We start from the raw sequence: 21,357 nt of genomic DNA, 5'->3' as shown, positions 1-21,357 counted from the left end.
TGTCAATGCAGATAGTCTATAGATTTTGCTTTAAATAAGCGCTTAAAAGTACTTTGTTGCAAAAGGGTAATTTCTCGCTACTATCAACACAACTAAAAGGGGCAGTGGCAACCACTCCTTCACCCCACAAAGACCGCGTGGGTTTTGGCCCCACAACAAGCACAGTGTTGATGGGAAATGTGCCAGTTAAGAACGCTTTGGGCTTGCGCGAAAATGCCTAACTCCTCCTCCTCTACAAGGTTTTGTTCGGCGAGATTTCTAAGGTCTATGGTCGTGGCGTTGTTGGGGATTTTGTGAAAAGTAGGCAAAAATTTTCGCATTTTTGGCCTTAGGGGGAGGATAAAAACGCTATTATGCCCCCTCTTGTTTGATGGAAGGTGGGGAGTTGTGGGAAAAGTTTTTATTACATTTGCGTGTCTGTTTAAGATTTACAGCTATAATTCCCCATCTCAACTGTGTGGAGGTGTGTGTATGAAAAAAACAATGTTATCTATGGCCCTTGCGGGTGCGTTGATGGTGCCTGCGATGGTAAATGCTCAAGAGATTAAGGGCCTTAATGTGCTCATCGTCTCAGCGGATGCTCAGACCCAAATGATGGGCATGGTGCTCTCAACCAGCACCATCAAAGACCACGGCAAAGCGGTCAATATTACCCTGTGTGGCCCCGCTGGAAACCTTGCGCTAAAAGAGTTTGAGGCAGGTTCGGTAAAGCGACCTGATGGTAGCGTCGTGAACCCAAAAGGTGCCCTTGGAGGGCTTATTAAGGCGGGTGCTTCGGTGGAGGTGTGTCCACTGTTTTTACCCACAGCAGGCAAAGACGCTTCGGCGTTGGTGGAAGGCGTGAGTGTTGCTAAGCCCCCAATGGTCGCCAAAGGTTTGCTAGACCCTGCGTTTAAGAACATTAGCTTCTAAGTTTTACGCCTTACATGTAAAGGATTTTTCGTTACATGTAAGGCAAAAACTCCTCTTTTTTACCTGATTTCTACCGAAATATGTACGAGCTCCTCGTGGATAGACAAGGCGTGTTTGACGTGGTCTAGGCTCAGGGGGGTTTTACATGTAAGGGAAAGCAAACAACCGTATTTGCCTTTGCCCACCCGCCATACATGCAAGTCTTCTAAGGTGACATTTTCTTCTAGGTCATCGATAACTTCGATGATTTCCTCGACCACGGGGTCGTTCATGTTGGCATCGAGTAAAACCTTTCCTGATTGTTTGATAAGGCCCATCGCCCAAATAAAGACAAGCACGGAGCCCACAATGCCCATCACAGGGTCTAGCCAATCCGCGCCCCAAAGCATTCCGCCAATGAGGGCGATGATGGCCAAAACCGAGGTGAGCGCGTCAGCAAGCACGTGGATGTAGGCGGCTTTGAGGTTCACATCGTGCTGGTGCCCATGATGGTGGTCGTGTCCGTGGTCATGGTCGTGATGATGGTGGTCATCTTTGAGCAACCACGCGCAAATGAGGTTGACCACAAGGCCGATGATAGCAATCATAATCGCCTCTTTGTACGCGATGGTTTGGGGGTTGAAGATGCGCTCTATGGAGTGAAACGCCATGAAAAACGCCACCACTACGAGCAACACCGCACTGGTGTAACCGCCCAAGACTTCTATCTTAAAGGTACCAAAGTTAAAGCGAACATCATTGGCGTATCTAGTCGCCATGACGTAGGCGAGGTAGGCCATGCCAAGGGCTAAAACGTGCGAACTCATGTGCCAGCCATCGGCGAGCAAGGCCATGGAGTTGTAGTAAAGGCCGCCAAAAATCTCCACGAGCATCGTCACAAAGGTCAGGAGTGTGGCGTAGAGGACATTTTTCTTGGCGATGGGATTAGCGGTGTCAAACTGGTGCGAGTGAGTGGAGGTTTGAAGGGTGGCACGTGTGTTCATGAAGGCTTCTTTTTAAAGTTTTTTTGGTACTATACCCCAGTATAGTTTAGATGAAACTAAAAGGAGCTTTCATGTCCCACACGATTGCCGATAAAGAGAAATTACTCGTGCGTGTCCGCAAGATAAAAGGCCAGCTTGGCGCTATCGAAAAGGCGCTAGAGGGAGAAAAAGAGTGCTTCAAAGTCCTCCAACAAATCAGCGCCACGCGCGGAGCCATGAACGCACTCATGAACCAAGTCATCGAAGGGCACATCAAAGAGCATCTAGGCAACCACGTCAGCCCTGCTCAAAGGGATGAAGAAATTATAAAACTCATCACGCTCTTAAAGACGTATGTGAAGTAAAGCCTTACATGTAAGGCTTTGTAGGTGTGTTTTTTTAAGGTTTTATTTCTACATACCCCACATCATAAATCTTTTTTACCTCATTTGCTAGCTCGTCAACGTGTGCATAAACAGAGACAACATGCTCGCCATCAAAAAGAAAAATAAGTGCTTTTTCTCCGTGAGGGATGGAAAAGTGGGTTAAGTTTTGATCAAAAAAATTATTTTCTTCTCCAAAGACATTTTTGTATTTTTCAGTAATTCTTTTTTGTTGCACTAGGTCAAAGTTGTATTTATTTTCTTCGCTCATTCTTTCTATTTTTGCAGGACTAAAAAGAATGGAGAAATTCGCCAACGGAAGAGTTGTGTTTTTGTTTTCAAAATTAGACCAAAAATTTTTGCTTCGATAAGGAGTTGTGTGCAGGTTGTTTGTTGTATATAAAAAAAGTCCAAATCCAAATGGAATTATCAGAACCAAAGCTATTAGTTTTGTTATAAAATCTGAGAAACTTTTTTTCACTTCCTTGCTTGTATTTATCTTAAATATATTTATATCATTAAACGATAACACTCTAAGAAGAAAAAAGAAAATGAAAGCAAGTGCATTAAATGTAATCAGGGGTCCCGCAAAATTAAATTCATAAAAAAATGGAACGAATGAAACAACGAATTTAATAAAAAGATAGCAGAGGGAATAAACAATAACCAAACCACTCGATTTTCCAATGAGCACATAATAGGAGACAATAGCCATGGTAAAAAGATTATTTATAATTAGAGAGATGCAAAGAAGAAAAAAAATAAAGATGGCTGTTGTATGTTAAATTTGCTCAATATAAAAAGTAGCAAAATATCGGCAAAAATAGAGAAGAAGTAGATAAGAAACACTGTAGGTTTTTTATATTTTGTGTCTAATTTTTTGCTGTCCGAAATAAGACTTTTGACATATTTGAAGACAGTATCCAAAGAAAAAAATTGCCAAGCATATAAGATGCCAAAAACAAAAATCACTGTAATAATTGGCAGGAATATATAAGGCCAAAACTGACTAAAAGAGCCAAAAGCATTCGGCAAAACCCTGTTGAAAAAGACAGCCCCGTTCATGTGGAAGGTTTCTTTGAAAACGTACAGGTCAAATAGTGAGAAGCATAGAAAGACAAACGCAGACAATAAGGCAAGATTATTTTTTATAAACAAAAGCACTGTTTGGGCTATATTTTCCTTAACTGTTTCTGACATTTTCTTCCCTTTTGAACTCCTCCCACCCCATTTTGCGCAACACGCACGCAGGACACGTGTCACAGCCGTAGCCCCACGGGTGTTTGTGGGTGTGGTCGCCGTTGTAGCACGTGTGCGAGTCGTCGATGACATGGGTTAAAACGCCCTCAGTTTGGGCGAGGGCGAAGGTTTGGGCTTTGTCTAAGTGCATGAGGGGTGCGTGAAAGGTAATGGCCGCTTCACTGCCAAGGTTTAACGCCTTTTCAAGGGCGTCTACAAAGGGTGCACGGCAATCAGGATAGCCCGAATAGTCCGTTTGGCTCACGCCGATGATGATGTGTTCAATCCCTTGTTTTTGGGCAAAGGCGTGGGCGAGGGTGAAAAAAATGGCGTTGCGGTTGGGCACAAAAGAAGCGGGTAGGTTGGCGTGCGTGGCATGGTGCGCGCCGATGTCTTTGGTGCCATCGATGAGCGCGGAGTCGTTAAGCTGTGCAAACGCGTCCAAGCTTAGCACGGTATTGTTTACATGTAAGGCTTTTGCGATTTTTTTGGCTTGGGTGATTTCTATGCGGTGTTTTTGCCCGTAGTCAAAGGTGATGGTTTCGACGCTTTCAAAGCGGTTTTTCGCCCAACCTAGGCAGGTGGTGCTGTCTTGCCCACCGCTAAAAACCACGAGAGCTTTGGATGTTTTCACTACGCAACTCCTAAAAATTTGTGCAATTGAACGCTAAGATGAAACTGCGGATGGGCTTTGACAAGGTCAATACAAAAGGCCACATTGTCCCAATCGGGCGCGTCTTTGGCATTTTGAGGTTGGATAAACACGGGTTTTTGAGTGTGAAAGGCGAGTATCTTTTTCACAGGCGAGGTGCGCGCAACCACGAATTTAAGCTCATCAAACCCTTCTTGCTTAATGGCGTCCCAGTCTTTGGGGCTGTAAGTGACCCAGTTGGCACCTGAAAGGTTGGCAAAATCGTATCCGTTGGTTTCCACCGCCACATGGTAACCGTGCGTTTGCAAAAAGCCGATAAATGCTCTTAAATCGTACAAGCTTGGTTCGCCGCCTGTGATGACCACGTGGCGAGAGGGGAAGCGGGCTATGCGCGCAAGGATTTCTTCAAAACTGAGTGTCTCATAGGTGCCTTTGTGTAACGGTTCGTCGCAAAAACTACAGGCAAGATTGCACCCGTATAAGCGCACAAACACGCATGCCACACCCGTTTGCGCCCCTTCACCCTGAATAGAATAAAACACATCGACTATGTTGACCATAACGTACTTTCAATTGGAATGCAAAAGTGTAACCCACCTTCGCTAAAAAGCACGTCAAAAGCTCTTTTGCGTTAGGATAGGGGATTTGAAAAAAGGTCTTTTATGGTATGGCAAATCAGCAAGGAATTTGATTTTTGTTATGGGCACCGTGTGTGGTCGCAGAAGCTTGAAAGCGAGTTTTCCCTCACAGGATGCTTGGCGTGTCGGCATTTGCACGGGCATCAGGGCAAGGTCATTGTGCATTTGCAAAGTAACGTGCTCAAAGACGGCATGGTGACGGATTTTCACCACCTTAACTGGTTTAAGCAGTTTTTGGACGACACCCTTGACCATAAGTTCATCATCGACATCCACGACCCGCTGTTTGAAACCTTGTTGCCTCACTTTCAAGACAAATCGGAACTCATCGCCCACGAAGCGGGCTACCACACCCCTGACCTTGCGCGCATTCAAGACGCTCCCGAACACGTGCGCGAAATGTACGAGGGTTACATCATCGTGGACTTCGTCCCCACGAGTGAAAACATCTCTACGTGGCTCATGGAAATCATCGCGCGCAAAATGCAGCGCCTTGGCGTGAAGGTCTCTCACGTGGAGTTTTTAGAAACCCCCAAAAGCAGAAGCGTGGTGTACAGCGACAAGCCTTACATGTAAAGGTTTACCCGCCGAGGTACTTTTTACGGACTTCGTCATTTCCCACAAGCGAAGCGGCCACGTCTTCCATGACGATGTGCCCGTTTTCCATCACGTACGCATAATCAGAAATCTTTAGCGCGGCAAAGGCATTTTGCTCTACTAGTAAGATAGTAATTCCCTCTTTTTTGAGGCGTTCGATGGTCGCAAACACTTCGCCGATGACCTTGGGCGCTAACCCTAAGCTTGGTTCATCGAGCATCAACACCTTGGGTTCACTCATGAGGGCTCGTGAGATAGCAAGCATTTGCTGTTCACCGCCACTGAGGGTGCCTCCCATTTGATGGCGTTTTTCTTTGATGCGTGGAAAAAGTTCAAACATCGCTTCTTTGAGGTGTTCGTAGTTTTCGTCATTGTTAAACGCACCCATGCGGAGGTTTTCTTCGACGGTAAGGTTGATAAACACCCGTCGACCCTCGGGCACTAGGGCGATACCGTGTTGCACAAGCGTGTGGGTTTTGTGTTTATCGGTATGAAACCCTGAAAAAATCACTTCCCCTTTGCGCTTGACGCGGTTCAAAAGCGCGTTTAGCGTCGAGGTTTTGCCTGCGCCGTTGGAGCCAATGAGCGAGATAATCTTCCCCTCAGGCACCTCAAAAGAGACGCCCTTGACCGCTTCAATGACGCCGTAGTATACATGTAAATCTTTCACTTTAATCATGTTTAAAATCCCCCAAATACGCCGCAATCACTTCTTCATTTTGAATAGCATCCGCAGGCTTGCCTTCAAAAATGGTCTTGCCATAATCCAACACAAGCACTTTATCGCACAGTTGATTCACAAATTTCATATCGTGCTCAATGAGCAAAACGGTCAAATCAAAATCTTCTCTGGCTTTGAAAATAAGCGCCGCTAGCTCTTTGGTTTCGGCAGGATTCATTCCTGCAGCAGGTTCGTCTAGCAAAAGCAGTTCAGGATTGGTAGCAAGGGCGCGCGCAATTTCTACCTTGCGTTGTTGTCCGTAGCTCAAATCCGTCGCGTTGTGGTGCGCTAAATGGTCAATTCCAAGGTAGCGTAAAATCTCAAAGGCTTTGGTGCGAATGCGCTTCTCTTCGCCAAAAAAACGGGGCAAACGCGTAATGGCTTCTAAGAAGGAGTACCGTGCTTGAAAATCAAACCCAATAAGCACATTGTCAAGCACGCTCATGCTTTTAAATAAACGGATATTTTGGAAGGTGCGTGCAATGCCTTTGCGGACGATTTTGTGGGGCTTGATGCCTTTGAGTTCTTCTTGACGAAAAAGGATGCTCCCCTCTGTGGCGAGGTAGTTTCCCGTGATGATGTTAAACATCGTGGTCTTTCCCGCGCCATTGGGGCCAATGAGGCCGTAAATTTCTTTGGAATTAACCGTAAAAGAGGTGTCATTGATTGCTACTACACCACCAAAACGCATCGTAGCATGTTTGACTTGCAGTATCATGAATCCTCCTTTTTCTTTTTCCAAAAGCGCTCAAGTAGCTCTTTTTTGCCCATGATTCCCTCGCGTGCAAAGAGCATAACCAAAATCAAAATGACCGAAAAAATAACCATGCGCATGCCTGGCATCGCAGGCGTTTCAAACCCAAACAAGGCCATAGGCTCATCCAAAAAGCGCATCCATTCTGCGCCTCCGATGACCAAAATCGACCCAATAATCGCTCCTGTAGTGCTGCCAAGACCCCCCAAAACAATAATAATGAGCAGTTGGAACGTGAGAAAGAAGGTAAACAAGTCTGGCGAAATACTGGTGAGTAAACACGCCAACAAGCCACCGCCCACGCCCTCCATGAAAGCACTAGTGCAAAAGGCGAGGGTTTTGATTTTGAAGGTATTTACCCCCATGGCAATGGCGGTGTCTTCATCGTCTCGCACGGCTTTCATAGCGCGACCGTACTTAGAATAAATGATGTTTAAAATCACGGTCACCGCCACAATAGCAAGACCGCCTGTCCAATAGAGGTTGGAGTATTCGGGGATGTCATTAAGTCCCAATGAACCGTTGGTGATGTGAGGATTATTGATGGCTAAAATGCGGATGATAAACCCAAAGCCCAGTGTCACGATGGCTAAGTAATCCCCCCGTACCCGAAACACAGGAAACGAGAGCATCAATGCCACAAAGGCAGAGACGATGCCACCTGCCAAAAGGGCAAGGATAAAGCTTTGGCTGTGAATGGCGAGTACCACAGGGCTGGGGTCTTCGATGTAGTACTGGTAAAGCATCGTGTCTGCATCGAGGAGGATAATCGCTGCCACATACGCCCCAATGGCCACAAAGCCATTGGGCTCGAGGGAAAGTTGCCCCGTGACGCCATTGATGAGGTTGTAGCTGACGGCTAAAATCATAAAAATAGCGATATTGTTTAGGATGCGTATGGAGTATTCATCCAAGGCTGTTTGGGCAAACCAGATAAACCAGATCGCCACCCCGTAAAAGAAGAGGTGTAGCATTTTGCGTTGAGATAAAACCATGCCCGCCTCCTTAAAACCGTGCTTTTTCAAAGTCATACCCTAAAATCCCTGTGGGCTTAAAGAGTAAAACCAGTATCAAAAACACAAAGGCAAAGGCATCTTTGTAACCGCCTAAATCTGGCCAAAATGCAATCACAACAACCTCGGTAAAACCGATGATAAGTCCTCCAAGCACCGCACCCGCGACGCTTCCGATGCCACCCACCACTGCTGCGGCAAACGCTTTTAGGCCGATAAGCACGCCCATCATGGGTTCAACAGTGGGGTAGTTAAGCGCCCAAAAGACACCCCCCACTGCCGCGAGTGCAGAACCAATAGCAAAAACCACGGCAAAAATACGGTTTGCATCAATTCCCATCAAATTTACTGTTTGGGCATCAAAGGCAAGGGCACGAATCGCCATGCCGTATTTGGTCTTAAACAAAACCAATAAAATAATGCCAAGTAAAATAAGGGTAACTACAGGCACCATAATGGATGCTACAGAAAACATTAAGCCTGACACAGAGATGATTTGTTCGGCAAAATCAGGCACAGGAAAGGCTCTAGGAACGCCGCCGAAGACAACATTAAAGATGTTTTCTAAAAAGAAGCTCACCCCAATAGCGGTAATCAAAAGGGAAATGCGTGGGGCTTCTCGCAGGGGTTTGTAGGCAATGCGGTCAATCATGACACCCAAGAGGGCAGAACCCGCGATAGCTAAAATAACCGCAGCAAAAAAAGGAAGTTCAAGCACTGCGATCCCAAAAAAGCCCAAAAAGGCACCTACCATCAAAACATCACCGTGGGCAAAGTTAATGAGCCGCAACACCCCGTACACCATCGTGTATCCGATAGCAACCAGTGCGTACATGCTCCCCAAGCTAAACCCGTTTATCATTTGTTGCATAAACGTTGTGAATTCCATCTACTCTCCAAGCAAGTCAAAATAACGACGACTATGGGTGTTTCCAAAGGGCTTTACATGTAAAGCTTTAGAAACACCCACGCCCAAAGACGCCAATGGCGCTTTGGGCGTTAGATCGGTTTGGGGTCTAAGGGTTTACGGTCGCTTTGTATACCGCTTTGCCGTCTTTAATTTCTTTGATAACAGCAGAACGCGTTGCGTTGCCTTTTTCGTCTAAGTTAATCACGCCGCTGACGCCTTCAAAGCCTTTGGTGGCTTTGATTTGCTCATTGATGCACACGGAGTTAGTAGGGTCATCACAACGGTTCATGGCATCAACCATAAGGTAGTACGTATCCGCACCAAGGGCTGTAAAGGAGCCTAGCTCTTTTTTGCCCGTTGCTTTTTCGTATTCAGCCATGAAGTCTTTAGACTTTTGGGTTGGAGGGGCAGAGTAGTCAAAAAAGTCGGTAAACATGTAGCCCTCAACAGCGCTGCCACCAAGGTCGATGAAAGTTTGATTAGAGACGCCATCGCCTGAGAACATAGGAATGTCAAGCCCAGCTTGCTTGGATTGGCGTGCAATCATAGACGCTTCGGGGTGATAAAGAGGCAAGAACATAAAATCAGGATTAGCCCCCTTCATTTGGGAGACGGCTGCGCGGAAATCTTTATCTCCAGAGCTGACGGTGATTTTTTTCACAATGGTGCCACCCGCTGCTTTGAACGCTTGTTCAAAAGCTTTGGCAAGTCCCAAAGAGTACACCTGTGCTTGGTCAATAACAATCGCCGCGGTTTTAAGCCCCAAATCTTTAAAGGCGTAGTTGGCTACCACGGCCCCTTGAAAGGAGTCCATAAAACACACACGGTTGGCGAAATTTCTTCGCTCGGTGAGTTGGTCGTTGGTTGCCACTGCGGCGATGATGGGCACTTCGCGTTTTTCTGCCACGGCAATCACCTGAGCGGTGTTGGTGCTGGTTAATGCACCCAAAATACCCACCACGCCATCAGCGCTCAACAGACGCGTTGTTGCTGTAGCGGTCTCCACCTTGTCGCCTTTGTTGTCTACTAAGACCAACTTAATAGTGTCACCATTTTTGAGTGTTGGCTGAAGCTTGTTGGCTAGCTCAATCCCCTCATAGGTAGTTTGGCCGTAAGCTGCCAGTGGGCCGCTCATGGGCATGACTGCACCAATTTTAATCTCCTTGGCCATAGCCAAAGAGGACACTAATGCAACCGAAGTAGCAAGAACACTCAATCGTTTCATTGACGCTCCTTAAAAAAAGTTTTTTGTATTGTACACAAGCTTGCCCTTGTTAGTGCCGTTTTTGTGGACAAAAAACGCCCACATGGTTAAAAATGCTACAAGCCAACACATAAAATAGCGCACAGCACCTCTTTTTATCTTTTTGAAACCCCCTCTCTTTACATGTAAATATTTTTATTGACTTAACAAAATAAAGTAATCTTTAAATTAAATAACACATTAAATATCACGATGGGTTGTTAGAATTGTCAACGAACAAAACACTACCACACACAAAAGGAGTTACAGATGAAGAAAGAAGGCCTTTCAAGAAGAGACGCCCTCAAGTTTGGTGCCCTTGGCGCAGGTTTGGCGGTTTTTGGTGCGAGCAATGCAATGGCAGCCGCCCCTTTAGAAAAAGAGGTCAAATTTGACGAAGAATATGATGTTATCGTCATTGGTACAGGGTTTGCGGGCCTTGCAGCTGCGGCCAAGGCTGCCGAGCGAGGCTTGTCGGTGCTTGTTGTTGAGAAAATGGGACGTATTGGTGGCAACTCAGTCATTAATGGTGGCGGGATGGCAGTGCCAAACATGCCTCTTCAAAAAAAGCACGGCATTGAGGATTCTAATGAGCGCTTTATTGAAGACTGTCTTAAAGCGGGTCTTGGCATTAACCACGTGGAGCTTTTGGAAACGATTGCGGCGCGTGCTACAGAGGCGCTTGAATTTTCCATTAAATGCGGCGCCAAATGGCAAGATGTTAAACCTGCATGGTTTGGCGGCCACTCTGTTGCCCGTACTATAGTAACAGAAAACATGAGCGGTTCGGGCGTCATTCAGCCTATGGTGGAGTTTGTGGAAAAACTTCCCGGATGCAAAATCTACCGCCGTACAAAATTTGATGATTTTGTGCTTAATGCCGAAGGGCGCGTAGTGGGCGTCACGGTACGAACAAACTATCGGTTTGATAGTAAGCTTTTAAGCGACGACCTTGAAAATACTGCGGGCGAAAAAAAGGCATACAAAGCCAAGCGAGGGGTTGTCCTTGCTTCAGGTGGATTTGGTGCTGATAAGATGTATCGCAAGCTTCAAGACCCACGCATCACAGACGATGCAGACACCACAAACCATTCAGGCGCCACTGCGGGCGCATTGCTTAAAGCTTTTCAAATCGGCGCGCTGCCTGTGCAGGTGGATTGGATTCAGTTTGGCCCTTGGGCAAGTCCGGATGAGCGTGGCTTTGGTGTGGCACCTTTGATGACCCAGCAAGGGTTGTTTAAACACGGTATCGCCGTGGACGTGCGCAACGGAAAGCGTTTCATGAATGAGCTAGCTGATCGTAAAACCCGTGCGGACGCAGAGTTTAAAATCCTCAGAGCATCTCCAGAAGCATATCCTGTAGCCATTGGAACTTACAACACTTTTGGTGAACAACTTTACCCTTTAATTGACAAAGCCTTGCAAACCAAAGTGATGCAAAAATTTGACACCCTCGACCAAGTGGCAGCGGCTTATAAAATTCCTGCCGCAGCCTTGAAGGAGAGCGTGGCAAAATTTAACGAAGGTGTAAAAAAAGGCATAGACGAGTTTGGCAAACCCGTTGCAACCTTTAATGGTGTGGGCATTGAAGCCAAAGGGCCTTATTATTGTGTGCGCCTTGCGCCAAAACCTCATCACACGATGGGTGGCGTAAAAATTAACACAAAAGCCGAAGTGATTTCAGGCAATACCCACAAGCCAATCCCAGGTCTTTTTGCCGCAGGAGAAGTCACGGGCGGGACGCATGGGGCAAGCCGCTTGGGTACAGTTGCTGTTACTGACTGTCTTGTGTTTGGCATGATTGCGGGCGAAAACGTTTAATTTTTTTGGGCCGTTTGCAGGAATAATCACTGCAAACGGCATATTCTTTTATTAAACTTAAAATAATTATTACATTTATGTAAGTGAAAATTTTAGGTGAAAAAGAAAAAAAGTTTGCAAGAAAATTAGTTTTTTAAAAAATGCAGAAAGATAAAAGCATAGTTAAGTGCATTTTTTTGGTACTTAACTATTTAAACTGATAATTTAATAAAAAAGATAATGTAGTTTATCAATTCAATAAACTTTCAAAATCTCACGTTAAATCTCACAGTGTGGCGTTAGAATTGTCAATGAACAAAACACGAACACACAAAAGGAGTTACAGATGAAGAAAGAAGCCCTTTCAAGAAGAGACGCCCTTAAGTTTGGTGCCCTTGGTGCAGGTTTGGCAGTGTTTGGTGCGAGCAATGCTTTTGCCGCAGCGCCGCTTGAAAAAGACGTCAAGTTTGACGAAGAATATGACGTTATCGTCATTGGCACAGGGTTTGCAGGGCTCGCAGCAGCTGCCAAGGCAGCACAACGCGGCAACACGGTGTTGATTGTAGAGAAAATGGGACGCATTGGTGGCAACTCTGCCATTAATGGGGGCGCGTTTGCGGTTCCAAATAACCCTGATCAAAAAAAACACGGCATCGAAGATTCAGCGGAACGCTTTATCGCAGATAGCCTTAAAGCGGGCCTTGGCATTAACCATGTGGAACTTTTGGAAGTCATTGCAGCGCGTGCCATTGATGCGTTTGAGTTTTCACGCGAATGTGGTGCTGAGTATAAGCTAGGCGACAAGCCCTCTTGGTTTGGTGGCCACTCTGTTCCAAGAACTCTTGTAACAAGCGACATGACGGGCGCTGGCATTATCAAACCCATGACGGAATTTGTGGAAAAACTCCCTAGATGTAAAATCTACCGTCGTACTAAGTTTGATGATTTTGTTTTGGATGCTGGAGGTCGGGTTGTCGGCATTATGGCACGAACAAATTACCGTTTTGATTCCAAGTTATTTAGCGATGACCTTGAAAACACTACAGGCGAGAAGAAAGTGTACAAAGCCAAAAAAGGCGTCGTGTTAGCTTCGGGTGGTTTTAGTGCTGACCGTATATACCGCAAGCTTCAAAACCCACAAATCCCCGATAATTCAGACACCACAAACCATGCAGGAGCGACTGCTGGTGCGATGTTAAAAGCTTTTCAAATCGGTGCGTTTCCTGTGCAGGTAGATTGGATTCAAGAGGGCCCTTGGGCAAGTCCAGATGAGCGAGGGTTTGGTGTAGGACCACAACTTAATCAACAAGGGTTGTTTAAGTACGGTATTGTTGTAGACGTGCGTAATGGAAAGCGTTTCATGAATGAGTTGGCTGACCGCAAAACCCGCGCAGACGCACAATACAAAATCCTCAAAGAAGCGCCAGAAGCGTTTCCTGTAGCACTTGGAACATACAACACCTTTGATAAGCAAATTCTTCCTTTGGTTGAAAAAGGTTTAGCAACAGGCGTGATGAAAAAATACAACACCCTTGATGAGCTAGCAGCTGACCGCAAAATCCCAGTAGCAGCATTAAAAGAGAGCGTAGCGAAATTTAATGAGGGCGTTAAAAAAGGAGTGGATGAGTTTGGTAAACCGGTTGCTTCGTTTAACGGTGAGTGTATTGATATGAAAGGGCCGTTTTACAGTACACGTACGGCACCAAAGCCTCACCACACAATGGGTGGTGTAAAAATCAATACCAAAGCACAGGTTATTTCAGCCCTGACAAACAAACCCATCCCGGGTCTTTTTGCTGCAGGTGAAGTGACAGGAGGAACCCACGGTGCGAGTCGCCTAGGAAGTTGTGCGGTGACAGATTGTCTAACCTTCGGGATGATTGCAGGAGAAAATATTTAGCCATGAGTGGTGGAAAAACATTAGCAATTGCTGGGGTTTTTCTTGTGCTTGGCGTAATGTCGCTAATAGGAGGTGAGTCGGACTCACCTCTTAAGCCCATAGTGATTACGCCTGAGCTTAAAGAAGAATTTCCTCTTAAATCCCATCATGCAAAACTCTCTTTCGAGTGTACGTTTTGCCATGTGGGACAAGGAGATGACCCCAAGGAGTTTACGTATATAGGTGATGAAGGATGTTTATCCTGTCATCAAAGCAAAGAGCACATGGCAGAGCGGTTGGCGTTCATGGACAAGTTACATGTAAACCCACACAACTCTATTCACGATGGGCCAACCTTGTATTGTGATGAGTGTCATAATGAGCACAAACCCTCTACGAACATGTGTACCGAGTGCCACGAGCATGATATCGACTTATGGATGAGGCCAACACCATGAAAAAACGCATACTCATAGCCGCAGGAGCAATCGGCGTGTTTTTAGGACTTTTTGGTTCGTGGGTAACGTACGAAGGGCTTCATCGCACGAGTGATGATAAGTTTTGTATTGTTTGTCACGAAATGGCACCGATGGTTTCGGCCTATCATACAGATCCGCACGGTGGACAAGGTGAAAGTGGGTTTAAGGCAAGTTGTGTGAGCTGCCACATGCCACATGACAATGTTTTTAACTACATTTACACTAAGGCAAAAAACGGTGTGGTTGAGGGGGCGATTCACTTCTTTGGAGATGTGGATGCTATTGATTGGCATGCCAATCGTAAGAATCGCGACAAGTTTGTTTACGATGATGGGTGTATTTCTTGCCACAGTAATTACAAAACCAACGCATTCATTAGCCCAAAGGGCCAACAGATGCATACCCATTACGATGCCTTACTTGGAACGGATAAGCAAATCGGATGCGCTTCGTGCCATGTAGAGGTTGGGCACATGGGACTTCGCACAGTACTGAATTATTATAAACCTGAGTACGAATACTACGAAGGGAAGTTTGACGCAGAAAAAGAGGCGGTAGAAAAAGGGTTGATAGAGGCATTTAAAAAAGGAGAGTAAGAAATGAAAATTTTCCTTCTCGAGCCAGATAAAGCATTGCAAAATCGAATTGAGACCTGTTTAAACCAGTATCGGTTAAGAATCAATGTTCACAAGTTCCAGCACGAAGAGGCACTTTTAAGCCATGCTGAGAGTTTTTGTGAGTATGCATTGTTTATTTTGAATCTTGCCAATCCTTTAGACCCTTCTTTGATGCACTTTGTGCGCAATAATGGGGGCGATGCCCCCATTATGCTTATCTTGGAACCCACGTTTGACCCGCCAAAACTCAAAACACTTTATTACCACTCCTATAATGACATTATTTTTAAACCGTTTTTTCCTGAAGAGATTATGTTTAGGATTTATAAATTGTGTGATATTTGGAATGACGATAAGTTTTTTTTCTCGCAAGATATCTATTTTGATTGCAAAAATTTACAGTTTATTTACAGAGAAGAAGAGATAGCGCTGGGTAAAAAAGAGGCATTGTTGTTGAAGTTTTTGTTGGTCAAATCACCTTGTGTGGTTTCGTTTCAAGATATTACCTATTACATCTACCGCGGTGAGAGTGTTAATGAAGATTGCATACGTTCACTGGTGCGACAACTGAGGGCAAAGATTCCTTTGAGTTTTATCGAAACCGTCAAAGGGGAGGGGTATCGGGTTGTAAAACGGGGCGAATAACCTTTTACATCTCAAAACTTCCTTGCGCTGTTGGTAAGACTCACATGAGTGTTTTGTTCAATGGGCTATCGGCAAAGGCGCTCTCTTGTAAAAGAGGGCCAAAAATGTCACATCCCCAAAGCCTAAGGGTTTTGGGGGTTTACATGTAAGCAATACAAAGGGGAAATTATGAAAGCGATACATTTATCCTTAGCAGCGCTCGTGGCTATGGGCACCATGGCGCATGCGGGTGAATCTTTGGAAGATGCGTTTAAAAATGGAAAAGTGAGCGGTGCGTTTAAGTTTGTTTATGCCAACGGTACTGATTCGGATGCGGCGGCTTTAAACCCACAAGACCCTGCTAATAATTCTAATGTTGGCTCTGTTGCGGTTGAGTTAAAATACCTTACTGATGATTTTTACGGGTTTAAATTGGGTCTTGGGTTTCAATCGGGCCATGATTTAAAGATTCACAAGAAAAACACCACAGAAGATGACTCGCGCAATTCCGTCAGTGCATCCCACCTGCATAATCTTTATTTGCAATACTCTTTCTTAAATTCAAACGTGATTGTGGGCCGTCAAGGCATTAAGCTGCCATTGCTAATGAGCAGTTCCGCTTGGCCTTTGGAGGATTACTTCACAGGAGCGGTGCTTACAGTTAATGAGATTCCCGACACGGTTTTAAAATTGGTGTACATTAAAGAGTGGAACAAACGTTATGGAAGTGATTCCAACGGCGGCATTGTACAAGAAGACGTGCACTATGAAAAACCTCTTTACAGTGTGTTTGTTAAAAACACGAGCATCAAAGATGTGACCTTTGAGGGCCAATACCTCACCACCAATGAAAAATCCTTTAACGGCGATGCACCAGCGCTTGTGGCCGTGGGCGGTTTTGACCAGTACTACGCGCGCGCAGATTACAAACTTCCTACCGAACATCCTGTGACGCTTGGTGTGTTGTGGGGTGGTGCTGAGTTTGACGCAGCAGGCAAAAAAGATGCCTCTTTTTATGGGGCTAGAGCCATGACAAACATCGGTGAAGTGGGCCTTAAAGCGGCTTATACCTCCGTGGATGATGATGCGGATTTTCCAAGCACACTCGGACACGTGCCTGATGCGGTGCTTGATACATCCATGCTTGTCAATAATGCTATTTTTGCTGGGATAGACGCTGTCTCATTGCAAGCTTCCTACAACTTTGGTATTCCTGCTTTGCGTAGTGCGGTAAAAATAGGACACTTCAAGCAAAGCGATGAAGGCAAAGCAAATTCTGGCACTAAACTAGGCAAAGCAACCGAAGTAAACGTAGATGTAAATTACGCTTTTGCGGGACTGTTAAAAGGGTTTAGCACACGTGTTTGGGCAGGTCATGCCAAATACGATGATAACGTCGATAAAGATGATTTTACCTATGCAAAGTGGTATGTGACCTATCGGTTTTAGAAAGTTTGTGTTACATGTAAAGAAGCCTTAGAAAAGCGATGACCTTGCATCTTTTGTGTGCAAGGTCACTTTTTGGTCACTAGGGAAGAGTACAATAATGAAATTGACAAAAGGGGCATGAATGAAGTTGCAGCAAAAGATTATTGTTTCCATTGTGGGTGGTATCATTGCGGGATTTGGTGTGTTTTTGGCGATTAATCACACCATGATGAAGCAGGCTACAACGGTCGAAGTTCATGAAACCCTTAGGGAAAAAGTAGGCGCGCTTAGCCATATTATTGATGATTGGTTGGTGGGTAAAAAAGATATTTCTGTGGCACTTGGCAAAAGCATTCTTGCCCTAGAGGAAAAGACACCCAAACGTGTTCGAGAACATTTAGCGCAAGCCAAAGACGCAGCAGGTGTTGCGGTGAGTATCGCTTATTTTAAAGGCGAAGAGGCGGTACATGTGATGCCTCAGGTTAAAATCAGTGCCCAAACAATGGAGCAAGAACTTGTCTACAAAATCACCAAAGCCAACGGTTTTAAACCCACGTATTCGCCACCACACGATAACCCTGTGCGCCCTGGCATGGCTATTATCACGGTTTCAGCTCCTATTGAAAATGAAAATATTGCATTCTTGGTAGTCCCTTTGGCCAATATTGAGAAAAAAGTGCTCGAGTCAAAATTTGAGGGCGGCTTTGCTTCTATTTCAGATGCGAGTCGCAAAAATGTTTTTCATCCCGTCGAAGAGTTTAAGGGTAAAAAACTGAGTGAAGTCAGAAAAGAGTTACGGTGGGTTGAAGATGAAATCTACAGTAAAAAATCGGGAATTGTGACTTTTAGTGTTGATGGAAGTGAAAAGATTTTAGCCTTTGATACTGTGGAAGCAACAGGGTGGAAAGTGTTGGTGAATATTAATCAAGATGTTGCGTTTGCAAACCTAAACGCACAAACGAATCAACTCTTATGGGTCAGTTTAACCTTTCTTGTGCTTGGCATTTTGGCCTTGTACGCCTTGTTGAGGTGGCAGTTTAAACCCTTGCAAGCCTTGCGTTCCATGATTCAAGACCTTGCTTCTGGTGAAGGAGATTTAACCCAACGTTTACATGTAAAGAGCAAAGATGAGCTAGGCGACATTGCGACTTCGATTAACCAATTCATCACACAGATTCAAAATTTGCTCATTCGTGCCAAAGAGAGCAGTTCTGAAAATACGGCCATTTCCCAAGAACTCTCCTCTACCTCCTTGTCGGTTGGAAAGCGTTCTGAGGATGAAGTTTCGTTGGTGTCTGAGGGCGTTAATGCAGGTCAAGCGGTGCTTGGTGGGATGAAAACTTCCGTTGAAACCATGCAATATAATAGCTCGCAACTTGGCACGGTGAATGATAATTTTCAACAAATTCAATCTCAAATGGACAAGCTTAATGCAAAACTCCAAGAGAGTTCCCATAAAGAGTTAGAGCTTGCTTCGCGCCTTCAAAAAACAAGCCAAAGCACTGAGGAAATCAAAAGTGTTTTAACAGTCATTGCCGACATTGCTGACCAAACAAATTTACTCGCCCTCAACGCCGCCATCGAAGCTGCGCGCGCAGGGGACCACGGGCGCGGGTTTGCAGTGGTCGCTGATGAGGTGCGAAAATTGGCGGAACGTACCCAAAAAAGCCTCGGAGAGATAAACACGACCATCAACATCGTCGTCCAATCCATTGCCGATGCTTCTGGACAAATGGATGCTAACTCTAAAGAGATTCTGTCTCTTTCTGAAATCTCTGCAAGCCTAGAGGGTGTCGTGAGCGAAAATGCAGTGATTTTGCGCCAAAACATTCAAAGTAACCACCACAACGTCCAAGAGGCTTTACATGTAAACACGTCTGTGGGGATGATGATAGCCAAAATTCAAGAGATAGAAACCATTGCCAGTGCCAATGCAAGAAGCATTGAAGAAGTGGCTCAAGCGAGCGAGCATTTGGCTTCCATGGCGGCAAAACTTGACAGTGAGTTGAGCCAATTTAAAGTCCACTAAGTGGCGAGGTGAACCATGAATATTTTTCTTCAAGAGCCTGATACTACTCTTTGGCGGGCGATTATTGACCGGATGAACGGGTACCGCCAAAAATTAGAATTTAAGTGTGTAGAAACCGAAGAGCAAATTTTGCGAGAAACTTTTGCACTAGACACTTATGCCTTGTTTATTTTAAATCTCAAAGAGCCTACTAATCCCTATATGATGAATTTCATTCACTCAAATGGGGGAAAAGTGCCTATTTTGCTCATTTTAGAAAAGGATTATGATCCTGATACATTAAAAACGCTCTATTATTTGGGCTATGACGATTTTATTGTCAAAGATTTTTACATGCAAGAAATTGCATGGAAGATTTATAAACTTTGTAACATCTGGAATGATGAGCGCTTTTTTCTCTCCCCGAGTGTCTATTTTGATTGCAAAAAATGGATGTTTTATTATCATGATGAAGTTGTTTCTCTTGGCAAGAAAGAGGCAACACTGCTCAAATACCTTTTTGTGAAGTCGCCAAACATCATCTCATGCGATGAAATAGTTTCACTTGTTTACCACGATGAAATTGTAAGCCCTGAGAGCATCCGAGCGTTAGTGAAACAACTTCGAGCAAAGCTCCCCATCGATCTTATCAGAACGGTGCGAGGCGAAGGGTATCAAATCACCCATCTTTCTACATTTAAGGCAAACCCATGAAATCAACCCATTCCCACGTTGCCAACCTCCCTTCGCGTTTTGGGACGTTTCAGATTCAAGCGTTCAAAGAGGGTGACAAAGAGCATTTGGCGATTTTCAAAGAGCCTTTTGGAGAAATTCCTTTGGTGCGCATTCACAGCGAATGCCTCACGGGAGATGCACTAGGGTCTCTTAAGTGCGACTGCAAAGACCAACTCGAATACGCCCTTGGTGTCATTGGAAAGCGCGGTGGCATGGTCATTTACTTGCGCCAAGAAGGGCGCAACATTGGCCTTTTTAATAAAGTCAACGCCTACGCACTCCAAGACCAAGGGTTTGACACCATCGAGGCTAACCACCAACTTGGCTTTTTAAATGATGAACGCACTTATGAAATGGCAGAAATCATTTTGGGCCATTTTGGCATCGATAAAATCAAACTTTTAACCAATAATCCCAAGAAAATAAACACCCTCAAAGGTATTACTATTGTGGAGCGGTGGCCCATTATCATGCCCTCCAATAACCACAACACACACTACCTTACTACCAAAAAAGAAAAAATGGGGCACATGCTCTAAAGGAGAACCATCCAATGAATGCTATTTTGAACGATCAAAAATCACTCCAAGCGCTTAAGCGCGTCAACCAAGCCATCGAAGACATCAAGCAAGGCAAGATGGTTGTGATGATGGACGATGAAGACCGGGAAAACGAAGGCGATTTGGTCTATGCTGCCCAGCTTTCAACCCCTGAAAAAGTCAACTTTATGGCGAGCCACGCCAAAGGGCTCATCTGTGTGTCTGTCTCCAAAGCCATCGCCAAAAGGCTAGCACTTGTTCCTATGGTCAAAGAAAACGATTCTTCCTATGAGACCGCCTTTACCATCTCTGTAGATGCCAAAAGTGCGGCGACGGGCATCTCTGCGTTTGAGCGGGACATGACCATAAAAATCCTTGCAGATGCGCATTCAAAACCCACGGAACTGGTGCGTCCTGGGCACATTTTTCCGCTCATTGCTAAAGAGGGCGGTGTCTTGGCGCGGATAGGACATACCGAAGGATCAGTTGATTTGTGTGCCCTGGCAGGGCTCAGAGAATCCGCGGTGATTTGTGAAATCATGAAAGAAGATGGCAACATGGCAAGGCGCCCGGATTTGGATATTTTTTGCGATAGGTACGGGCTAAATATTGTCTATATTTCTGATCTTGTGGAGTACCGCATGATGCACGAGTCGCTCATCCGCCGTGTGTGCGAATCGCAGGTAGAGTTCATGGGTTCTTTGGCGCGAAAGGTGGATTTTTTGGACCATTTTGACAATCACCACACGGTCTATGCTTTTGGTGAGCCAAAGGAGTATATGGCTGTGAAATTTCACACCATAGCCTCCGATATAGCATTGCTAGAAAACGATGAAAGGCGCGTAAATCTTTTGCGGAGTGTTGCGTATGTACAAAAATACGGCGGTGTTGTCGTGTTTATGGAAGGTGGCGCTCAAAACATGCGTCAAATGCGAGAATACGGTATTGGGGCACAGATTGTGAAAAAAATGGGCATTTCAAAAATAGAACTTTTGAGCACGAGTGGTGCAAAAGAGTTTGTGGGGATTGGTGGGTTTGGATTGGAAATTATTAAGCATACCGAACCTTTTAAAACCCTTGTTTGCTAAATTGCATGCCCCCTTCTTTTTTGCAGGGGGTAAGTTTTTCACCCCAAGGAATTCCATGACCCCATTGCCTAAGGTTTTTTTGCACCTTATCCTTGCCCTCGCAGGGTTTTTAACTTCTTCCCAAAGCCTACATGCT

24 protein-coding genes are annotated in these 21,357 nt (G+C 45.2%); 13 read left to right on the top strand and 11 right to left on the bottom strand.

Going from position 1 to position 21,357, the window contains the following annotated elements; genetic code table 11:
- Positions 1–119: 119 nt before the first annotated feature.
- A complete protein-coding gene (locus JWV37_RS06275) occupies positions 120–320 on the bottom strand; it encodes an NUDIX-like domain-containing protein (RefSeq protein WP_205458931.1) in 201 nt (66 codons plus the stop codon).
- Positions 321–471: 151 nt separating this feature from the next.
- Here JWV37_RS06275 and JWV37_RS06270 point away from each other — a divergent pair, with 151 nt between their 5' ends.
- Positions 472–912 carry a hypothetical protein gene (locus JWV37_RS06270; RefSeq protein ID WP_205458930.1) on the top strand — a complete coding sequence of 147 codons (441 nt, stop codon included), beginning with the start codon at positions 472–474 and terminating at the stop codon, positions 910–912.
- Between the two features lie 59 nt (positions 913–971).
- Here JWV37_RS06270 and dmeF read toward each other — a convergent pair whose 3' ends face one another.
- Positions 972–1,895 (bottom strand): CDF family Co(II)/Ni(II) efflux transporter DmeF, encoded by a 924-nt coding sequence (gene dmeF, locus JWV37_RS06265; protein WP_205458929.1) that lies wholly within the window; start codon positions 1,893–1,895, stop codon positions 972–974.
- Positions 1,896–1,966: 71 nt separating this feature from the next.
- Here dmeF and JWV37_RS06260 point away from each other — a divergent pair, with 71 nt between their 5' ends.
- Complete coding sequence (locus tag JWV37_RS06260; RefSeq protein WP_205458928.1) at positions 1,967–2,239, top strand: metal/formaldehyde-sensitive transcriptional repressor; 273 nt, start codon at positions 1,967–1,969, stop codon at positions 2,237–2,239.
- 34 nt (positions 2,240–2,273) lie between these two features.
- Here the strand turns inward: JWV37_RS06260 and JWV37_RS06255 are convergent, their stop codons facing one another.
- The 4 genes from JWV37_RS06255 to JWV37_RS06240 are packed head-to-tail and all read right to left on the bottom strand — an operon-like array spanning position 2,274 to position 4,708.
- Positions 2,274–2,972: a hypothetical protein gene (locus tag JWV37_RS06255; protein ID WP_205458927.1), complete on the bottom strand. Its 699-nt coding sequence runs from the start codon at positions 2,970–2,972 to the stop codon at positions 2,274–2,276.
- Between the two features lie 20 nt (positions 2,973–2,992).
- The gene (locus JWV37_RS06250) at positions 2,993–3,457 is read right to left on the bottom strand and encodes a hypothetical protein (protein WP_205458926.1); all 465 of its coding nucleotides are present in this window, start codon (positions 3,455–3,457) and stop codon (positions 2,993–2,995) included.
- Positions 3,441–4,130, bottom strand: a complete 690-nt coding sequence (gene queC, locus JWV37_RS06245; protein ID WP_205458925.1) for a 7-cyano-7-deazaguanine synthase QueC — start codon at positions 4,128–4,130, stop codon at positions 3,441–3,443. The genes JWV37_RS06250 and queC overlap by 17 nt, the downstream gene beginning before the upstream one ends.
- A complete protein-coding gene (locus JWV37_RS06240) occupies positions 4,130–4,708 on the bottom strand; it encodes a 7-carboxy-7-deazaguanine synthase QueE (protein ID WP_205458924.1) in 579 nt (192 codons plus the stop codon). Before JWV37_RS06240 ends, queC begins: the two co-directional genes overlap by 1 nt.
- Positions 4,709–4,810: 102 nt before the next feature.
- On the opposite strand from JWV37_RS06240, the gene JWV37_RS06235 reads away from it, so the two are divergent.
- Positions 4,811–5,362, top strand: a complete 552-nt coding sequence (locus JWV37_RS06235) for a 6-carboxytetrahydropterin synthase (protein WP_205458923.1) — start codon at positions 4,811–4,813, stop codon at positions 5,360–5,362.
- Positions 5,363–5,366: 4 nt separating this feature from the next.
- Here the strand turns inward: JWV37_RS06235 and JWV37_RS06230 are convergent, their stop codons facing one another.
- The 5 genes from JWV37_RS06230 to JWV37_RS06210 all read right to left on the bottom strand — a co-directional run bounded on the left by JWV37_RS06230 (position 5,367) and on the right by JWV37_RS06210 (position 10,006).
- Positions 5,367–6,062, bottom strand: coding sequence for an ABC transporter ATP-binding protein (locus JWV37_RS06230; RefSeq protein ID WP_205458922.1), 696 nt, complete (start codon positions 6,060–6,062; stop codon positions 5,367–5,369).
- Positions 6,055–6,822, bottom strand: a complete 768-nt coding sequence (locus tag JWV37_RS06225; protein ID WP_205458921.1) for an ABC transporter ATP-binding protein — start codon at positions 6,820–6,822, stop codon at positions 6,055–6,057. Before JWV37_RS06225 ends, JWV37_RS06230 begins: the two co-directional genes overlap by 8 nt.
- Positions 6,819–7,853 carry a branched-chain amino acid ABC transporter permease gene (locus JWV37_RS06220; protein ID WP_205458920.1) on the bottom strand — a complete coding sequence of 345 codons (1,035 nt, stop codon included), beginning with the start codon at positions 7,851–7,853 and terminating at the stop codon, positions 6,819–6,821. The genes JWV37_RS06225 and JWV37_RS06220 overlap by 4 nt, the downstream gene beginning before the upstream one ends.
- A gap of 10 nt (positions 7,854–7,863) precedes the next feature.
- Complete coding sequence (locus JWV37_RS06215; protein WP_205458919.1) at positions 7,864–8,760, bottom strand: branched-chain amino acid ABC transporter permease; 897 nt, start codon at positions 8,758–8,760, stop codon at positions 7,864–7,866.
- A 127-nt stretch (positions 8,761–8,887) separates the two neighbouring features.
- Positions 8,888–10,006 (bottom strand): ABC transporter substrate-binding protein, encoded by a 1,119-nt coding sequence (locus JWV37_RS06210; protein WP_205458918.1) that lies wholly within the window; start codon positions 10,004–10,006, stop codon positions 8,888–8,890.
- Positions 10,007–10,294: 288 nt separating this feature from the next.
- Between JWV37_RS06210 and JWV37_RS06205 the strand changes: the two genes are divergently transcribed.
- The 10 genes from JWV37_RS06205 (at position 10,295) to JWV37_RS06160 (ending at position 21,221) form a co-directional block, all read left to right on the top strand.
- Positions 10,295–11,845, top strand: coding sequence for a flavocytochrome c (locus tag JWV37_RS06205; RefSeq protein WP_205458917.1), 1,551 nt, complete (start codon positions 10,295–10,297; stop codon positions 11,843–11,845).
- A 325-nt stretch (positions 11,846–12,170) separates the two neighbouring features.
- Positions 12,171–13,724: a flavocytochrome c gene (locus tag JWV37_RS06200; protein ID WP_205458916.1), complete on the top strand. Its 1,554-nt coding sequence runs from the start codon at positions 12,171–12,173 to the stop codon at positions 13,722–13,724.
- Between the two features lie 2 nt (positions 13,725–13,726).
- Positions 13,727–14,161 (top strand): cytochrome c3 family protein, encoded by a 435-nt coding sequence (locus JWV37_RS06195; RefSeq protein ID WP_205458915.1) that lies wholly within the window; start codon positions 13,727–13,729, stop codon positions 14,159–14,161.
- Positions 14,158–14,778 (top strand): cytochrome c3 family protein, encoded by a 621-nt coding sequence (locus tag JWV37_RS06190; protein ID WP_205458914.1) that lies wholly within the window; start codon positions 14,158–14,160, stop codon positions 14,776–14,778. The genes JWV37_RS06195 and JWV37_RS06190 overlap by 4 nt, the downstream gene beginning before the upstream one ends.
- A gap of 3 nt (positions 14,779–14,781) precedes the next feature.
- Positions 14,782–15,444, top strand: a complete 663-nt coding sequence (locus JWV37_RS06185; protein WP_205458913.1) for a winged helix-turn-helix domain-containing protein — start codon at positions 14,782–14,784, stop codon at positions 15,442–15,444.
- Positions 15,445–15,612: 168 nt separating this feature from the next.
- Complete coding sequence (locus JWV37_RS06180; RefSeq protein WP_205458912.1) at positions 15,613–16,872, top strand: OprD family outer membrane porin; 1,260 nt, start codon at positions 15,613–15,615, stop codon at positions 16,870–16,872.
- 121 nt (positions 16,873–16,993) lie between these two features.
- Positions 16,994–18,880 (top strand): methyl-accepting chemotaxis protein, encoded by a 1,887-nt coding sequence (locus JWV37_RS06175; protein WP_205458911.1) that lies wholly within the window; start codon positions 16,994–16,996, stop codon positions 18,878–18,880.
- Between the two features lie 15 nt (positions 18,881–18,895).
- Entirely contained in the window at positions 18,896–19,573 is a 678-nt protein-coding gene (locus JWV37_RS06170) for a response regulator transcription factor (protein ID WP_205458910.1), read from the top strand.
- Entirely contained in the window at positions 19,570–20,133 is a 564-nt protein-coding gene (ribA, locus tag JWV37_RS06165) for a GTP cyclohydrolase II (RefSeq protein WP_205458909.1), read from the top strand. The genes JWV37_RS06170 and ribA overlap by 4 nt, the downstream gene beginning before the upstream one ends.
- Before the next feature lie 14 nt (positions 20,134–20,147).
- Positions 20,148–21,221: a bifunctional 3,4-dihydroxy-2-butanone 4-phosphate synthase/GTP cyclohydrolase II gene (locus tag JWV37_RS06160; RefSeq protein WP_205458908.1), complete on the top strand. Its 1,074-nt coding sequence runs from the start codon at positions 20,148–20,150 to the stop codon at positions 21,219–21,221.
- The last annotated feature ends 136 nt before the right edge of the window (positions 21,222–21,357 follow it).

The organism is Sulfurospirillum tamanense (genome assembly GCF_016937535.1).
In the GTDB taxonomy this organism is placed as follows: domain Bacteria; phylum Campylobacterota; class Campylobacteria; order Campylobacterales; family Campylobacteraceae; genus Sulfurospirillum_B; species Sulfurospirillum_B tamanense.
The sequence above is the reverse complement of the archived record's forward strand: the minus strand, read 5'-3'. Positions and strand labels throughout refer to the sequence as shown.

Excerpts from the sequence above, each read along its gene's own strand:
- ribA (WP_205458909.1), top strand. The coding sequence starts at position 19,570 with ATGAAATCAACCCATTCCCACGTTGCCAACCTCCCTTCGCGTTTTGGG.
- JWV37_RS06185 (WP_205458913.1), top strand. The coding sequence starts at position 14,782 with ATGAAAATTTTCCTTCTCGAGCCAGATAAAGCATTGCAAAATCGAATT.
- JWV37_RS06175 (WP_205458911.1), top strand. The coding sequence starts at position 16,994 with ATGAAGTTGCAGCAAAAGATTATTGTTTCCATTGTGGGTGGTATCATT.
- JWV37_RS06215 (WP_205458919.1), bottom strand. The coding sequence starts at position 8,760 with ATGGAATTCACAACGTTTATGCAACAAATGATAAACGGGTTTAGCTTG.
- JWV37_RS06205 (WP_205458917.1), top strand. The coding sequence starts at position 10,295 with ATGAAGAAAGAAGGCCTTTCAAGAAGAGACGCCCTCAAGTTTGGTGCC.
- JWV37_RS06160 (WP_205458908.1), top strand. The coding sequence starts at position 20,148 with ATGAATGCTATTTTGAACGATCAAAAATCACTCCAAGCGCTTAAGCGC.
- dmeF (WP_205458929.1), bottom strand. The coding sequence starts at position 1,895 with ATGAACACACGTGCCACCCTTCAAACCTCCACTCACTCGCACCAGTTT.
- JWV37_RS06255 (WP_205458927.1), bottom strand. The coding sequence starts at position 2,972 with ATGGCTATTGTCTCCTATTATGTGCTCATTGGAAAATCGAGTGGTTTG.
- JWV37_RS06195 (WP_205458915.1), top strand. The coding sequence starts at position 13,727 with ATGAGTGGTGGAAAAACATTAGCAATTGCTGGGGTTTTTCTTGTGCTT.
- JWV37_RS06190 (WP_205458914.1), top strand. The coding sequence starts at position 14,158 with ATGAAAAAACGCATACTCATAGCCGCAGGAGCAATCGGCGTGTTTTTA.
- JWV37_RS06180 (WP_205458912.1), top strand. The coding sequence starts at position 15,613 with ATGAAAGCGATACATTTATCCTTAGCAGCGCTCGTGGCTATGGGCACC.
- JWV37_RS06210 (WP_205458918.1), bottom strand. The coding sequence starts at position 10,006 with ATGAAACGATTGAGTGTTCTTGCTACTTCGGTTGCATTAGTGTCCTCT.
- JWV37_RS06270 (WP_205458930.1), top strand. The coding sequence starts at position 472 with ATGAAAAAAACAATGTTATCTATGGCCCTTGCGGGTGCGTTGATGGTG.
- JWV37_RS06235 (WP_205458923.1), top strand. The coding sequence starts at position 4,811 with ATGGTATGGCAAATCAGCAAGGAATTTGATTTTTGTTATGGGCACCGT.
- JWV37_RS06250 (WP_205458926.1), bottom strand. The coding sequence starts at position 3,457 with ATGTCAGAAACAGTTAAGGAAAATATAGCCCAAACAGTGCTTTTGTTT.
- JWV37_RS06275 (WP_205458931.1), bottom strand. The coding sequence starts at position 320 with ATGCGAAAATTTTTGCCTACTTTTCACAAAATCCCCAACAACGCCACG.
- JWV37_RS06240 (WP_205458924.1), bottom strand. The coding sequence starts at position 4,708 with ATGGTCAACATAGTCGATGTGTTTTATTCTATTCAGGGTGAAGGGGCG.
- JWV37_RS06220 (WP_205458920.1), bottom strand. The coding sequence starts at position 7,853 with ATGGTTTTATCTCAACGCAAAATGCTACACCTCTTCTTTTACGGGGTG.
- JWV37_RS06230 (WP_205458922.1), bottom strand. The coding sequence starts at position 6,062 with ATGATTAAAGTGAAAGATTTACATGTATACTACGGCGTCATTGAAGCG.
- JWV37_RS06260 (WP_205458928.1), top strand. The coding sequence starts at position 1,967 with ATGTCCCACACGATTGCCGATAAAGAGAAATTACTCGTGCGTGTCCGC.
- JWV37_RS06200 (WP_205458916.1), top strand. The coding sequence starts at position 12,171 with ATGAAGAAAGAAGCCCTTTCAAGAAGAGACGCCCTTAAGTTTGGTGCC.
- JWV37_RS06170 (WP_205458910.1), top strand. The coding sequence starts at position 18,896 with ATGAATATTTTTCTTCAAGAGCCTGATACTACTCTTTGGCGGGCGATT.
- JWV37_RS06225 (WP_205458921.1), bottom strand. The coding sequence starts at position 6,822 with ATGATACTGCAAGTCAAACATGCTACGATGCGTTTTGGTGGTGTAGTA.